At 67.9% G+C, this 13,518-nt stretch carries 16 protein-coding genes; 10 read left to right on the top strand and 6 right to left on the bottom strand.

Features of this window, described 5'->3' with window-relative positions:
- Positions 1 to 90: 90 nt before the first annotated feature.
- From ubiB to coaBC, 3 genes are read left to right on the top strand one after another with little or no spacing between them, the layout of a single operon-like run.
- Complete coding sequence (gene ubiB / locus ASE86_RS15115) at positions 91 to 1,623, top strand: 2-polyprenylphenol 6-hydroxylase (protein ID WP_056428739.1); 1,533 nt, start codon at positions 91 to 93, stop codon at positions 1,621 to 1,623.
- Positions 1,611 to 2,768 carry a hypothetical protein gene (locus ASE86_RS15110; RefSeq protein WP_235524136.1) on the top strand — a complete coding sequence of 386 codons (1,158 nt, stop codon included), beginning with the start codon at positions 1,611 to 1,613 and terminating at the stop codon, positions 2,766 to 2,768. The genes ubiB and ASE86_RS15110 overlap by 13 nt, the downstream gene beginning before the upstream one ends.
- Positions 2,765 to 3,940 (top strand): bifunctional phosphopantothenoylcysteine decarboxylase/phosphopantothenate--cysteine ligase CoaBC, encoded by a 1,176-nt coding sequence (gene coaBC / locus ASE86_RS15105; protein WP_056428734.1) that lies wholly within the window; start codon positions 2,765 to 2,767, stop codon positions 3,938 to 3,940. Before ASE86_RS15110 ends, coaBC begins: the two co-directional genes overlap by 4 nt.
- A gap of 77 nt (positions 3,941 to 4,017) precedes the next feature.
- Here the strand turns inward: coaBC and ASE86_RS16155 are convergent, their stop codons facing one another.
- Entirely contained in the window at positions 4,018 to 4,605 is a 588-nt protein-coding gene (locus ASE86_RS16155; RefSeq protein ID WP_156347214.1) for a hypothetical protein, read from the bottom strand.
- A gap of 317 nt (positions 4,606 to 4,922) precedes the next feature.
- Between ASE86_RS16155 and dut the strand changes: the two genes are divergently transcribed.
- The 5 genes from dut to ASE86_RS15080 are packed head-to-tail and all read left to right on the top strand — an operon-like array spanning position 4,923 to position 7,058.
- Complete coding sequence (dut, locus tag ASE86_RS15100; RefSeq protein ID WP_056428730.1) at positions 4,923 to 5,366, top strand: dUTP diphosphatase; 444 nt, start codon at positions 4,923 to 4,925, stop codon at positions 5,364 to 5,366.
- 2 nt (positions 5,367 to 5,368) lie between these two features.
- Positions 5,369 to 5,764: a hypothetical protein gene (locus tag ASE86_RS15095; RefSeq protein ID WP_235524150.1), complete on the top strand. Its 396-nt coding sequence runs from the start codon at positions 5,369 to 5,371 to the stop codon at positions 5,762 to 5,764.
- The gene (locus tag ASE86_RS15090; RefSeq protein WP_056428728.1) at positions 5,761 to 6,510 is read left to right on the top strand and encodes a HesA/MoeB/ThiF family protein; all 750 of its coding nucleotides are present in this window, start codon (positions 5,761 to 5,763) and stop codon (positions 6,508 to 6,510) included. Before ASE86_RS15095 ends, ASE86_RS15090 begins: the two co-directional genes overlap by 4 nt.
- Complete coding sequence (locus ASE86_RS15085; RefSeq protein WP_082441981.1) at positions 6,498 to 6,797, top strand: hypothetical protein; 300 nt, start codon at positions 6,498 to 6,500, stop codon at positions 6,795 to 6,797. Before ASE86_RS15090 ends, ASE86_RS15085 begins: the two co-directional genes overlap by 13 nt.
- Before the next feature lie 51 nt (positions 6,798 to 6,848).
- Positions 6,849 to 7,058 (top strand): hypothetical protein, encoded by a 210-nt coding sequence (locus ASE86_RS15080; RefSeq protein WP_156347213.1) that lies wholly within the window; start codon positions 6,849 to 6,851, stop codon positions 7,056 to 7,058.
- A 146-nt stretch (positions 7,059 to 7,204) separates the two neighbouring features.
- On the opposite strand, the gene galU is transcribed toward ASE86_RS15080, so the two are convergent.
- The gene (gene galU / locus ASE86_RS15075; RefSeq protein WP_056428718.1) at positions 7,205 to 8,077 is read right to left on the bottom strand and encodes a UTP--glucose-1-phosphate uridylyltransferase GalU; all 873 of its coding nucleotides are present in this window, start codon (positions 8,075 to 8,077) and stop codon (positions 7,205 to 7,207) included.
- An 86-nt stretch (positions 8,078 to 8,163) separates the two neighbouring features.
- Between galU and wecB the strand changes: the two genes are divergently transcribed.
- Positions 8,164 to 9,288, top strand: a complete 1,125-nt coding sequence (gene wecB, locus ASE86_RS15070) for a non-hydrolyzing UDP-N-acetylglucosamine 2-epimerase (RefSeq protein WP_056428715.1) — start codon at positions 8,164 to 8,166, stop codon at positions 9,286 to 9,288.
- A complete protein-coding gene (gene wecC, locus ASE86_RS15065) occupies positions 9,272 to 10,573 on the top strand; it encodes a UDP-N-acetyl-D-mannosamine dehydrogenase (RefSeq protein ID WP_056428712.1) in 1,302 nt (433 codons plus the stop codon). Before wecB ends, wecC begins: the two co-directional genes overlap by 17 nt.
- Before the next feature lie 7 nt (positions 10,574 to 10,580).
- On the opposite strand, the gene ASE86_RS15060 is transcribed toward wecC, so the two are convergent.
- The 4 genes from ASE86_RS15060 to ASE86_RS15045 form a co-directional block, all read right to left on the bottom strand.
- Complete coding sequence (locus ASE86_RS15060) at positions 10,581 to 11,042, bottom strand: FKBP-type peptidyl-prolyl cis-trans isomerase (protein ID WP_056428707.1); 462 nt, start codon at positions 11,040 to 11,042, stop codon at positions 10,581 to 10,583.
- Between the two features lie 71 nt (positions 11,043 to 11,113).
- Positions 11,114 to 11,713, bottom strand: a complete 600-nt coding sequence (locus ASE86_RS15055) for an FKBP-type peptidyl-prolyl cis-trans isomerase (protein ID WP_056428704.1) — start codon at positions 11,711 to 11,713, stop codon at positions 11,114 to 11,116.
- 114 nt (positions 11,714 to 11,827) lie between these two features.
- Positions 11,828 to 12,034, bottom strand: a complete 207-nt coding sequence (rpsU, locus tag ASE86_RS15050) for a 30S ribosomal protein S21 (protein ID WP_056428702.1) — start codon at positions 12,032 to 12,034, stop codon at positions 11,828 to 11,830.
- Between the two features lie 164 nt (positions 12,035 to 12,198).
- Positions 12,199 to 13,497, bottom strand: coding sequence for an MFS transporter (locus ASE86_RS15045; protein ID WP_056428698.1), 1,299 nt, complete (start codon positions 13,495 to 13,497; stop codon positions 12,199 to 12,201).
- Between the last annotated feature and the right edge of the window lie 21 nt (positions 13,498 to 13,518).

Below are 13,518 nucleotides of genomic sequence, written 5' to 3'. Positions count from 1 at the left end.
GGGGGGCGCCACGAGCGAACCCCTCTGCTGCCCGCCCCCTCCACCACCCGCTGTGCGGGCGGTCCCCCTCCCCGTGCCGGGGAGGATTTTTTGACCGCCTCCGTCACCCATCTCTGGCGGCTGCTGAAATGGGGCCGCACGCTGGCCCGCCACGGGGCGCTGCGCGGGATCGAGCGCGATCCGAACACCCCCGCCGCCGTCCGTCGCCTGGCCCGCGTCGCGCGCTTCGGTGCGCGCGTGCCCAAGGTCCCGCAATATACCGAGGCGTTCCAGGCGATCGGCCCGGCGGCGATCAAGCTCGGCCAGACGCTTGCCACTCGCCCCGACCTGGTCGGCGAGGATGCCGCGCACGACCTGCTGCGCCTGCAGGATTCGCTGCCACCCGTCCCGTTCGACGAGATCCGCAGCCGGATCGAGAGCAGCTTCGGTCGCCCGCTCGAGGGCCTGTTCGCCGATTTCGAGGAGGTGCCGATCGGTGCCGCCTCGATCGCGCAGGTCCACCGCGCGATCACCGACGACGGCCGCCGTGTCGCAGTCAAAGTCCTGCGCCCCGGGGTCGAGGATAATTTCGCCCGCGCGATCGACACCTATGAATGGGCGGCCGCGCAGCTGGAGGGGATCGGCGGCGAGGCGATGCGGCTGCGCCCGCGCCTGGTCATCGAGACGTTCAAGCGCTGGACCGCGCGCGAACTCGATCTGCGCCGCGAGGGCGCGTCGGCCTCCGAACTGGCCGAGGGGATGGAGGCCGAACCCGATTTCGTCGTCCCGGCGATCGACTGGCAGCGCACGACCGGCAAGGTGCTGACGCTGGAATGGGTCGACGGCATCAAGCTGTCGGACCGCGCGCGCCTGATCGCTGCGGGCTATGACGTGTCGGTACTGGCATCCAAGCTGGTCCGCGCCTTCCTGCGCCAGGCGATCTCGGACGGCTTCTTCCACGCCGATATGCACCAGGGCAACCTGTTCGCGCTGCCGGGCAATCGCATCGCTGCGATCGACTTCGGCATCATGGGCCGGATCGATCGTCGCGCGCGGGTGTGGCTGGCCGAGATCCTCTACGGATTGATCACCGGCGACTACAAGCGCGTCGCCGAAATCCATTTCGAGGCGGGCTATGTGCCCCCGCATCACAATGTCGCGGAGTTCGCGACCGCCCTGCGCGCGGTCGGCGAGCCGATGCGCGGGCTGCCGGTCAAGGACATGTCGGTCGGCGCGATGCTGGACGGGCTGTTCGCGATCACCCGCGATTTCGACATGCAGACCCAGCCGCACCTGCTGCTGCTGCAAAAGACGATGGTCATGGTCGAGGGGGTCGCGACCCGGCTCGATCCCGACATCAACATGTGGGACGTGTCGGGGCCGTTCATTCGCGAGTGGATACGCACTGAACTGGGCCCGGAGGCCTGGGCCGCCGACCGCATCATCACCGACCTGAAGACGATCGCGCGCATCCCCGACCTGATCCGCAATATCGAGGCACGCTATCCCGCGCCGGGCGGTGCGCCCCCCGCCCCGCCGCTACGCGAGATCGAGGTCGTGCGCGTCGGCGGCGGCTGGCGCTATGTCGCGGTCGCGGTCCTGTCCGCCGCCCTCGCCATCGCCGGGACGCTGTGGCTGGCGTGAACGAGACGCCGCCCCGTGCCCCCGTCGAGGGTGCGGGACGACGAACACGCGCGCCGTTGTGGCTCGCCACCTCCACCCGCTTTGCGCGCCTGCCGCGCCGCCCGGCCATGGTCGTCGCCGCGCTGCTGGCGATACTGATGGCGCTGGCCTTCACTGCACTGGCGACGCCCGACCCGACCGTGTCGTCATCTGCCGGCACCGGGGAGATCAGCGACCTCGGCATGTACGAGAACGTCATCGCCGGCGTGCGGGGTGGCGGCGATTATTACCTGCTGCTCGCCGATGCGCTGCGGACCGGCGGATATCCGCTGAAGCCCTTCGTCACCTTCCGCCCGCCGCTTCACAGCGTCGTGCAGGCCGCCCTGTCGCCCACCGTCACGATCCTGCTGCTCGACCTGCTCGCGATCGGGGTCGGCATCGCCTGGTGGGCGCGCCTTCGCCCGCTGCTGCCAAGGCCACTGGCGCGAACCGTCCTGGCGCTGTTCATCGCCGCGGGCCTGGTCGCCTTCGTCCAGGCCGACCTGATCGCGTTCCATGAAATCTGGGCGGCGATGCTCGTCGCGCTGTCGCTGGCGCTGTGGCGACCCGAGCGATGGATCCCGTCCGCCGCGCTCGCGCTGGTCGCGATGCTGGTGCGCGAAACCGCGGCGCTTCTGCCGATGGTGATGGCAGCGTTCGCGCTGGCGACCGGTGCGCGGCGCGAGGCGCTGGGCTGGGGGCTGGCGCTGCTTGCCTTTGCGCTGGCGCTGACCGCGCACGCCTGGGCGGTGGCGCAGGTCGTCGGGCCGCTTGATCCGACCTCGCCGGGCTGGTCGGGGCTGAACGGGCCGGGCTTCTTTGTTCGCTCGCTGGTCCTCTCCACGATGCTGTCCTCTATCCCGCTGGCGCTGGCCGCACCGATCGTCGCGCTGTCGCTGTTCGGCTGGATCGCATGGCGCGACCCGCTGGGGACCCGCACCGCGGTGCTGTTCCTGGGCTATGGCGCGGTCATCGCGATCTTTGCGCGGACCAACACCTTCTACTGGGCACTGATGCCGGCGCCGGTGTTCCTGATCGGCCTGATATTCGTCCCCGATGGCTTGCGCGACGTCGCGGCCGCGTTGCTCGACAGGCGGCGCATCCGGGTGCAGAGGATCACCCAATGAAGCGCATCCTGCTGATCGTCGGCGGCGGTATCGCCGCGTACAAGGCCTGCGAGCTGATCCGGCTGATCCGCAAGGCCGGAATGGCGGTCACGCCCGTGCTGACGGAGGGCGGCGCGCATTTCGTCACGCCGATGACGCTCGCCGCCCTGGCCGAGAGCCCGGTCTACACGACCCTGTGGGACCTGAAGGACGAGGCCGAGATGGGCCATATCCAGCTCAGCCGCGCCGCCGACCTGATCGTCGTCGCGCCCGCCACCGCCGACCTGCTGGCGCGGATGGCGCAGGGCCATGCCGACGATCTGGCGACCACGCTGCTGCTGGCGACCGACACGCCGGTGCTTGCGGCGCCCGCGATGAACGTCCGGATGTGGCAGCACGCCGCGACACAGCGCAACGTCGACCAGCTCCGCGCCGACGGCGTGCGCGTCATGGAGCCCGACGAAGGCGCGATGGCGTGCGGCGAATACGGCCCCGGCCGCCTGCCCGAGCCGGTCGCGATAATGGCCGCGATCGAGCGCCACTTCGCCGGCGACGGGCCGCTGACGGGCAAGCATATCCTGGTCACCGCCGGCCCGACGCACGAGCCGATCGACCCGGTGCGCTACATCGCCAACCGGTCGTCAGGGAAGCAGGGCTATGCCATCGCCGCCGCGCTGGCCGAACTCGGCGCGCGGGTGACGCTCGTCTCCGGCCCCGTCACGCTCGCGACGCCGAGGGGGGTCGACCGGGTCGACGTAGAGACCGCGCGCGAGATGGCCGATGCCGTCACCGCCGCGCTGCCCGCCGACGCCGCGGTCATGGTCGCCGCCGTCGCCGACTGGTATGTCGAGGCCGCCGCGCAGAAGCTGAAGAAAGGCGCCGGCGTGCCCCCGCTCGCTCTCCACCCCAATCCCGACATCCTGGCGACGCTGGCAGACAGCCCGCAGCGCCCCCGCCTGCTGATCGGCTTCGCCGCCGAAACCGAACGCGTCGTCGACCACGCGACCGCCAAGCGAACCCGCAAGGGCGCCGACTGGATCGTCGCCAACGATGTGTCGGGTGACGTAATGGGCGGCGACGCCAACACCGTGCATCTGGTCACCGCCGAGGGTGTCGAGGATTGGGAACCGCTGGCGAAGGATGAGGTCGCGAGGCGGCTGGCGGAGCGGATCGCGGAAGCGCTGGCGGTGTAATCGCGGGCAGAGCCTGCTCTTGATAAGGTGTCTCACGCGGCGAATGTCTGCTTATGGGTGGGAAGCGGACATACGGTCTACGGCCAGAGGGTTGGTCCGGAGGGTTCGGTTTCTTCTCGTACTTCCGAGAACCTCCCCCTCGACAGCATCAAATTGAGAGCTTTCTTTGCAACTGGCGCGATGCGCTCAGGCCAGCCGGTCTGGACAATTTCTTGTACAGTCGGGTGCGTGGATATGTCAGTATCGGCGATAGCTTGCTGCATAAGTTTAAGGACGTCGCACACAGCGTTGGCTTCTTCCGCTGTCATAGCTGGATACCAATCGGGCTCGCCCTCGTATGGGAACCAGTCGAAAAATGACTCGAACCATTCGGTAGGTCCAGACGCCCCGACCCCGCTGTCACCTTCGGAAAGGCCCCAGACCTCTTCCATAATACGGTTTCGGACCCGTTGCGCGACGAGCCGTTCCGAAGGCTTTTCTTGATCCATTCCTGCGCTCTGCCCGCGCAACGGCGTGTCTGCAACTGGGCGATAGCAGACGCTCGTTCCGTCGTTTGTTTGAGCAATGTTGGAAAACGTCGTGTACAGGCCGACGACTAGCCCTTTCTCATCGCTGATTTTCGCTCGCCCGCACCGACGTCGCGCTGCCTCATCGGGTGTCCGCACGAAAAAGGGGATTGGCGATCAACATAGTGTGACCGTCGTGTGACTTTAGCCACGTCTGTTGGTATCGAGCATGATCGATACGAACGCCCGCAACCGTGCTTTAGCGAACGTTCGCGGCCCGGCCGAACGCTCGCTGTCGTTGATTGGCTGCCGGCGGAATTATGACACATTCTCCGGCCGACCCCCGGACCATGCTTTTCGGCAAAGGTGACGAAGGCTGACGAATTGACCGCCTTATCGCAACTTTTGATCCGGGCCGGACGGCAATTGATGCAGGATTTCGACAGACGGAACGCCTTCCGCTATCCAGCGACACGATGACCGTGATTCCGATCGCCCTGAAACGCCTGCCCAACGGGGCCGACCTGCCGCTGCCCGCCTATGCGACCGCCGGTGCCGCCGGGATGGACGTGGTGTCGGCGGAGACCTGCGAGATCCGCGCGGGCGAGCGGCGCGCGGTGGCGACCGGGTTCGCGCTGGCGATCCCCGACGGGTTCGAGGTCCAGGTCCGCCCCCGCTCCGGCCTGGCGCTGAAGCACGGCGTCACCTGCCTCAACACGCCCGGCACGATCGACAGCGACTATCGCGGTGAGGTGAAGGTGATCCTTGCCAATCTCGGCGCGGAGACTTTCACCATCGCGCGCGGCGATCGCATCGCGCAGCTCGTCCCCGCGCCGGTTCAGCGCGCAGCGTTGCACGAGGTCGACGATCTCGACGCGACCGTTCGCGGTACGGGCGGCTTCGGATCGACCGGTCGGTGAGCATGGTTCTGGCCCTGTTGGTCGTGACGCAATCGCTGGTCCCCACCCCGCCGGTCGCGGACACGCCGCCGATCCTGCTAGTGCCGCCGACCGACTGGTCGATCCTGCCCCCGCTGCCGTGGCGCACCGAGCCGCAGCCGTCGCCCGAACTTGCCGCCTTCGTCGAACGGACGATCGCGACCGATCGCTGCCCGATCGCGGGCACGCGCGTCGCGGTCGAGGTCGCGGTGTTCCTGCGCAGCGACGGCCTGCCGCGTGCGGTCGTGCCGCGGGCGATCGACTGCCCGAGCGTCGAGCAGTTCGCCGCCGGGCTCGTCTCCAGCCTGGCGCGCAGCAACGTCCGTCTGCCGGCCAGCGGCTGGTATCGCACCACGATCACCTTCGACTGGACGAAATGACGCTGAGCGACGCCGAACTGGAGCGCTACGCGCGCCACATCGTGCTGCGCGAGATCGGCGGCGCGGGCCAGTTGCGACTGGGCGCCGCGCATGTCGTCGTCATCGGCGCGGGCGGCATCGGTTCGCCCGCGATTCAGTATCTGGCGGCGGCCGGCGTCGGGCGGCTGACGCTGGTCGACGACGACCGCGTCGACCTGTCGAACCTGCAGCGGCAGACGATCTTTTCCACCGACGACATCGACCGCGCCAAGGTCGCCGCCGCGGCGGACGCCGCGCGCCGGATCAATCCGCATGTCCAGGTGGAGGGCGTGGCCACCCGGATCGACGCCGCCAACGCCGCCGGGCTGATCGCGGACGCCGGTGTAGTGCTGGACGGCTGCGACAATTTTGCGACTCGACTGGCGGTCGCCGACGCCGCGCTTGCCGCGCATATCCCGCTCGTCTCGGCGGCGGTCGGGCAGTTCGACGGGCAGCTGGCGGTCTATCGCGGTTGGGAAGCGGGCAAGCCCTGCTACCGCTGCCTGGTCGGCGACGATCCCGACCGCGCGGAGGCAAGCTGTGCGGAGGCTGGCGTCCTCGGCGCGATGACCGGCGTCATGGGGAGTCTTGCTGCGCTGGAAGTCATCCGCGCAATCGTCCCGTTCGGCGACGATCCGGCCGGCAGGCTGCTGCTCGCCGATGCGCTGGCGTTCCGCTTTCGCACGCTGTCGGTGCCCAAGGACCCGGGATGTCGATGCGCGGGCTGACGATCGTCGTGGTCGGTGCCGATCCGGCGCGGCTCGATGCCGCGCTGACGCTCGCCAATGCGCAGGCGGCGCTCGGCGGCCGGGCGCGGCTCTACCTGCACGATGCCGCGGTCACCCTGTCCTTCACCGGGCCGTTGGCGGAGGCCGCGCACGAGTTGGGCGTGACGGTGATCGCCTGCCAGACTGCGCTGGAGCAGCACGGCGTCCTGCTACCTGTGGGCGCCGAAGGTGGCGGGATGATCGGGCTGCTCGACACGCTGGGCGACGACCGCCTGACTATTGTCTGATTTCCGGTCCGCTTCCGCTGTGGTAAGCGCGCAGCTTACGAAGGAGACTCGGTGATGCAGCGGGAAGCCAGCGCCCAACTCGTCACGTCGTTCGATCCGGGCAGCGTGCCGCTTCCCGAGACGACCGTTGACCGCGCGCTCATGCAATGGTCGTCGCTCGACCGCATCACCCAGGCCGATGCGCTGCTGATCGTCGCCGACACGGACGGTGCACGCCACGTCTATGACCAGCAGGCGATCGCCGCTCTCGCCCGCGGCTAAAGCGGTTTCCGACCAATCTGCACCATCGTGAGCCGCTGGACATCGTCGCGGCACGTGCAGGGGCAAACCAGCCCCTGCTTTGCGCCGGTTCTCGACAGCAACCTTCCTGACACAATCACGCTGGTGCAGATTGGTCGGAAACCGCTCTAGCGCTTCAGCGCAGCCTCGGCGAACGCCCGCACCGCCGGGCCGATGTCGTCGCGGGCAAGCGCGATCGCCAGATTGGCCTGGATATATCCGGCCTTGTCCCCGCAGTCGTACCGCTGCCCGTCGAAAGTGAAGCCGTGGAACGGCTGGCGGCCGATCAGCTGCGCCATCGCATCGGTCAGCTGGATTTCGCCGCCCGCGCCCGTCTCCGGATTGTCGAGGATGCGCATGACTTCGGGCTGCAGGATGTAGCGCCCCGGCGTCATCAGGTTCGACTTCGCGGTGCCGGGTGCGGGCTTTTCGATCACTTCCCGCACCTCGACCAGCGGTCCGTCGGCGGCGCCCGGCGTGATGATGCCGTACTTGCTCGTTTCCTCCGGCTCGACCTCCAAGGCGCCGATGATGTTGCCGCCGACGCGGGCATAGGCCTCGACCATCTGCTTCAGGAAACCGGGGGTGCCCACCATCAGCTCGTCGGGCAGCAGCACCGCGAACGGTTCGTCGCCGACGATCTCGCGCGCGCACCACACCGCATGGCCCAAGCCCAACGGCTCCTGCTGTCGGATGTAGACCGGCGACCCCGGCTTCTGGCGGATACCGTCGATCAGTTCCAGGCTCTTGCCGCGCTCGCGCATCGTCTGCTCGAGCTCGTAGGAAATGTCGAAATGGTCCTCCAGCGCCCCCTTGCCGCGGCCGGTGACGAAGATGATCTGCTCGATCCCCGCCTCCATCGCTTCCTCAACGGCGTACTGGATCAGCGGCTTGTCGACGACGGTCAGCATCTCCTTCGGCATCGCCTTTGTGGCGGGCAGGAAGCGCGTGCCGAGACCGGCAACGGGGAAGACGGCCTTGCGGACGGGTTTGAAAGTCATGTCCTCGCCCTAATCGCCCCACGTCCGTCCCGCAATCGCGCACGGTTAGGACCGGTTTAACGCTGACGGCGGTAGGGAGCGGACCCATGAAGAAAGTCCTGGTGATCTTCGGCACCCGTCCCGAGGCGATCAAGCTGTTCCCGGTCATCCGCGCGCTGGCCGACACGCCAGGCATTGCCGTGCGCACCTGCGTGACGGCGCAGCACCGCGGGCTGCTCGACCAGGTGCTCGATATTGCCGGCCTCACGCCCGATATCGACCTCGACCTGATGGAGCCCGGGCAGTCGCTCGACCGGCTGACCGCGCGGCTGCTGACCGGTCTGGGCGAAGTGATGGATGCTGAGCGGCCCGACCGCGTGATCGTCCAAGGCGATACCGCAACCGCGATGGTCGGGGCGCTCGCTGCCTACTATCGCAAGGTTCCGGTCGGCCATGTCGAGGCCGGCCTGCGCTCCGGCGACATCTGGGCGCCGTGGCCCGAGGAAGTGAACCGCCGCATCGTCGCGCCGATCGCCGACCAGCATTTCGCGCCGACGCAGACCGCCGCCGATGCGTTGCGGCGCGAGAACATCGACCCCGCCACCATCCATGTGACAGGCAACAGCGTGATCGACGCGCTGCTGTGGACGCAAGCCCGGATCGCCGCCAATCCATCGCTTGCCGCCGGACTGGACCCGATCGCCGATCGGTTCGCCGGCAAGCGGATCGTCCTTGTCACCACCCACCGCCGCGAGAATTTCGGCGGCGGCATGGAAGAGATCGCCCGCGCGATCGGCCGCATCGCCGACCGGGACGACGTCGCGGTGCTGTTCCCCGTCCACCCCAACCCCAATGTCGTGTCGGTGATGGATGCGATGCTGGGCGACCGGCCGAACGTCGCGCGGATCGATCCGCTCGATTACCCGCATTTCATCCGTGCGCTGGGCATGGCGCACATCGCGCTCAGCGACTCGGGCGGGGTGCAGGAGGAGGCGCCCGCGCTCGGCAAACCGGTGCTGGTCATGCGCGACACGACCGAGCGGCCCGAAGGCGTGGCGGCGGGCACCGCAAAGCTGGTCGGCGCGTCGGCCGACACGATCGTTTCCGAAGTCTTTACCCTTCTCGACGATAGCAAAGCCTATTCGGCCATGGCGCGCGCCCACAATCCGTTCGGCGACGGCCAGGCCTCGGCACGTATTGCAAAGGTCGTCGCGGATGGTTTCGGGCTCTGAACTGAAGGTCGCTGTCCTCGGCCTGGGCTATATCGGCCTTCCCACCGCAGCGGTCATCGCACGGACCGGGGCGCAAGTGCTGGGCGTCGATGTGACGCCATCGGTGGTCGATACGGTCAATTCAGGTCGCGTGCACATCGAGGAGGTCGATCTCGACGGCTTGGTGTCGGGCGTGGTTGCCCGCGGCACGCTGCGCGCCTCGACCGAGATCGCGCCCGCTGACGTCTTCGTCATCGCGGTGCCGACGCCGTTCAAAGACGATCACGAACCCAATATCGGCTATGTCCTTCGCGCCGCGACGACCATTGCGGCGGTGCTGAAGCCGGGTGATACGATCATCCTGGAGTCGACCTCACCGGTCGGGACTACCGAGCAGGTGCGCGATCACCTCGCCGCACTCCGCCCCGACCTTCGTATGCCCGGCAAGGCGACCGACCAGGCCGATGTCGCGATCGCCTATTGCCCGGAGCGCGTGCTGCCGGGCCGGATCCTGGTCGAGCTGATCGACAACGACCGCGTCATCGGCGGCATCACGCCGCGATGCGCGCGCAAGGCACTGGGCTTCTATCGCCGCTTCGTCCGCGGCGCCTGCGTCACGACAACGGCGCGGGCGGCCGAGATGACGAAGCTGGCGGAAAACGCGTTTCGCGACGTCAACATCGCCTTTGCCAATGAACTGTCGATCATCGCACAGGGCATGGGCGTCGATGTGTGGGAAGTCATCCGCCTCGCCAACCGCCACCCGCGCGTCAACATCCTGTCGCCCGGGCCCGGCGTCGGCGGGCATTGCATCGCGGTCGATCCGTGGTTCCTGGTCGCCGCCGACCGCGCCAACACGCCGCTGATCCGCACCGCTCGCGAGGTCAACGACGGCAAGACCGACGTGACGATCGCCCGCGCCGCCGACCTGATTGAGGCAACCACAGGACCGGTCGCGGTCCTGGGTCTGGCGTTTAAGGCGAACATCGACGATTTCCGCGAAAGCCCTGCATTGAAGGTCGCCAGCGCCCTCGTCGATCGGTTCGGCGCGCGCATCCATATCGTCGAGCCTTATGCGGCCGACCTGCCGATCGGGCTGGACAGTCGCGGCGCCACGCTGATCGACGTCGATACCGCGCTGGAAACCTGCGACACGCTGATCGTGCTGGTCGACCACGACGTGTTCCGATCGATCCCGCTGGTCGAGCGCGCCGCCAAGCAGGTCTACGACACCCGCGGTATCTGGCTGGACCAGCCGGCGAATACCCCTGCGCCAAGCATCGTCCCGCTACGCTTCGGAACGTAAAACCGGCTCAGCGGCCCTCGATGCCGACCAGGTCGATGTCGAACACCAGCACCGCGTTGCCGGGAATGGGGCCTGCGCCGCGCGGGCCGTAGCCGAGGTCGGACGGGATCCAGACGCGATACGACGACCCGACCGGCATCAGCTTCAGCGCTTCCGAAAAGCCGGGCACGACATCGCCGACACCGAAGCTGACCGGCTTCGCGCTACGGTCGAACACGGTGCCGTCGATCAGGCGACCGGTGTAGGTGATGCGGACGGTGTCGCGGTCGGTCGGCGTCGGGCCATCCGCCGGCTTCAGCACGCGGTACTGCACGCCCGATGCGGTCTGGGTAACGCCCGGCGCGGCGCGATTGGTGACAAGGAAGCTGGCCGAGGCTGCCGGATCGGCGGCCGGGCGATTGCCCTTGCGCCAGACGGCCAGTGCCACGACGACCGCCGCTGCGACCATCAGGCCGACAAAGACCCCCATCCAGAACGCCTTTCGAGTAGCGGGTCGCGCCACGACGGGCGACGCCGACGGGGGCGAGGGCGTCACGCCGCTCAGCGGACCGGCTGCGCCGGCGGTGCGCCCGGCACGGCGCCGGCGGCACCGCCCTGCATCTGCTGCATCTGCTGCATCTGCATCTGACGTACGACCGATTCGGGCAGGAAGTCGAGCAGCTCGACCTGGAATTCCAGCACCTGCTTGGCGAGCTCGGCGGCCTTCCCGTCGAGCGGCGGCGCACCGGCGGGACGCGGCGCGCCGTAGCCGAGCTCGGGCTTGATCCAGACCTGGTACTTCGCGCCCTTCGGCATCAGCTTCAGGACTTCGGAGAAGCCCGGCACGACGCCCGAAACCGGCATCGGCGTCGGCTGCTGGCTCTGGTCGAACACGGTACCGTCGGGCAGCTTGCCGACATAATTGATCAGCGCGACGTCGCTGTCGGTCGGCTTCGCGCCATTGCCCGGTGTCAGCACCTTGTACTGCAGGCCGGACGGCGTGGTGACGACGCCCGCCCTGCGGCCGTTCGACGTCAGGAAGTCCGACGGCGCCTGCCACGCGAGTGCCGCCGCGCCGGCGATCGCCAGCAGCAGGCCGATCACCAGATAGGTCAGGTAGCGGCGCTTGACCGGCGGAATCGGAACGGCGGTGACCGACATGGCGGGCCCAGTGCTGCTATGCGACCGGCGCCCTGGCCGAACCGCGAAGTTGAGAAAGTTGAGAGCTGTGGAGCGGACTCGTTCACCCGCTCCCTCAACGCCCCCTGCCGGCGCTTACTTCGCGCCGTCGCGTTCCATGCGCTTGCGCTCCAGCTTGCGCGCGCGACGGACAGCGGCGGCACGCTCGCGCGCACGCTTTTCCGACGGCTTCTCGTAGTGACGGCGCAGCTTCATTTCGCGGTACACGCCTTCGCGCTGCAGCTTCTTCTTGAGCGCGCGGAGGGCCTGGTCGACGTTGTTATCGCGAACGATGATCTGCATAAAACTCAAAAGCTCCGGATCGATAGAAGTGCGGCGCCGCGAACAGCATCCGCGCCGGCAAGTGGCGGGCCAGTAGCAGGCGATTCCCGCTTTTTCAAGGCGCCACCGTGACAATCGGCCGATATCGTCGCCCGGCCGATGTCACAAGGGCCCCATCGTGGGTGTCAGGCCACCTCGACACGCGACAGCCGCGGGCTGAGCAGGTGGATGACGGCGACCGCCAGGAAATAGACGACGGTGCAGGCCGCGAAGATCATGGTGTAGTTGCCGTTCGTCGCGTCGAGCACCAGCCCGGTCGACTTGGCCATGATCATGCCGCCGATCCCGCCGCAGAAGCCGCCCAGTCCGATGACCGACCCCACCGCGCGCTTGGGGAACATGTCGGGCGGCAGCGACAGGATGTTGGAGGAAAAGGACTGGTGCCCGGCCAGCGCGATACCGATCAGCACGACCGCCAGCCACATATTGGCAAGCCCGGTCACGAACAGCAGCGGCAGCACGCACACGCCCGAGGCGAGCATCGTAACCTTGCGCGCGAAGTTCGGCGTCCGCCCCCGCTCGATCAGCTTCGAAGACAGCCATCCGCCGGCGATGCTGCCTGCATCCGACAGCAGGTACATGATGATCATCGGCAGCAGCACGACCTTCAGGTCGACCTTGTACGTCGCGCTGAAATATTTCGGCAGCCAGAACAGCATCAGGAACCAGACGGGATCGGTCAGGAACTTGCCGATTGCGAACGCCCACGCCTCGCGCGTGCGCACGACGCGGCTCCAGCCCAGCTTCTCGATCACCTCGGGCGGGTCATGCTCGATCCACGCCAGTTCGCCGTCGCTGACCGCACCCTTGCGCTCGCGCGGGTTGCTGTAGCGCAACAGCCACAGCACCAGCAGGATCGCACCGAAGCCGCCGGTGTAGATGAACGTCTCGCGCCAGCCGACGCCCAGCCAGGTCATGAAGATCCATAGCGTCGGCGCGGTCAGGATCACGCCGATCGTCGTGGCCGAATTGACCCAGCCGATCGCATAGGCGCGCTCCTTCTGCGGAAACCATTCGCTGCTGGCGCGCACGACGGAGGGGAAGTGCCCCGCCTCCCCCGTACCCAGCACGATGCGCGCGAGCATGAACGACACGACGGACGTCGCGAACCCGTGCGCGACATGGCCGATCGTCCAGATCGAGATCGCGATGGCATAGCCGACCTTCGGCCCGAACCGATCGACCAGCCAGCCCATCAGCAGGAAGCCGCAGGCATAGGCCGCCTGGAACGCGGTAACGATGTTGCCGTAGTCATTCTCGGTCCAGCCGAGTTCCTTGGTCAGGAGCGGCGCGAGCAGCCCCAGCATCGTGCGATCGATGTAATTGACCGTCGTCGCGAAGAACAGCAACGCGACGATCGACCAGCGATATCGCCCGACGCGGGCAGCCGCCGTCGCGATCACCCCTTGCGCTCCGATCGCCATGGCCCTCTCCCCCGGATTAGT

It is taken from the genome of Sphingomonas sp. Leaf33, from assembly GCF_001421785.1.
Taxonomy (GTDB): domain Bacteria; phylum Pseudomonadota; class Alphaproteobacteria; order Sphingomonadales; family Sphingomonadaceae; genus Sphingomonas.
This window is presented reverse-complemented; position numbering and strand designations above follow the sequence as displayed.

Bases quoted from the DNA above. Each gene is read 5' to 3' on its own strand.
- coaBC (WP_056428734.1), top strand. From the start codon at position 2,765: ATGAAGCGCATCCTGCTGATCGTCGGCGGCGGTATCGCCGCGTACAAG.
- dut (WP_056428730.1), top strand. From the start codon at position 4,923: ATGACCGTGATTCCGATCGCCCTGAAACGCCTGCCCAACGGGGCCGAC.
- ASE86_RS15095 (WP_235524150.1), top strand. From the start codon at position 5,369: ATGGTTCTGGCCCTGTTGGTCGTGACGCAATCGCTGGTCCCCACCCCG.
- ASE86_RS15090 (WP_056428728.1), top strand. From the start codon at position 5,761: ATGACGCTGAGCGACGCCGAACTGGAGCGCTACGCGCGCCACATCGTG.
- ASE86_RS15085 (WP_082441981.1), top strand. From the start codon at position 6,498: ATGCGCGGGCTGACGATCGTCGTGGTCGGTGCCGATCCGGCGCGGCTC.
- galU (WP_056428718.1), bottom strand. From the start codon at position 8,077: ATGACTTTCAAACCCGTCCGCAAGGCCGTCTTCCCCGTTGCCGGTCTC.
- wecB (WP_056428715.1), top strand. From the start codon at position 8,164: ATGAAGAAAGTCCTGGTGATCTTCGGCACCCGTCCCGAGGCGATCAAG.
- wecC (WP_056428712.1), top strand. From the start codon at position 9,272: ATGGTTTCGGGCTCTGAACTGAAGGTCGCTGTCCTCGGCCTGGGCTAT.
- ASE86_RS15060 (WP_056428707.1), bottom strand. From the start codon at position 11,042: ATGGGGGTCTTTGTCGGCCTGATGGTCGCAGCGGCGGTCGTCGTGGCA.
- ASE86_RS15055 (WP_056428704.1), bottom strand. From the start codon at position 11,713: ATGTCGGTCACCGCCGTTCCGATTCCGCCGGTCAAGCGCCGCTACCTG.
- rpsU (WP_056428702.1), bottom strand. From the start codon at position 12,034: ATGCAGATCATCGTTCGCGATAACAACGTCGACCAGGCCCTCCGCGCG.
- ASE86_RS15045 (WP_056428698.1), bottom strand. From the start codon at position 13,497: ATGGCGATCGGAGCGCAAGGGGTGATCGCGACGGCGGCTGCCCGCGTC.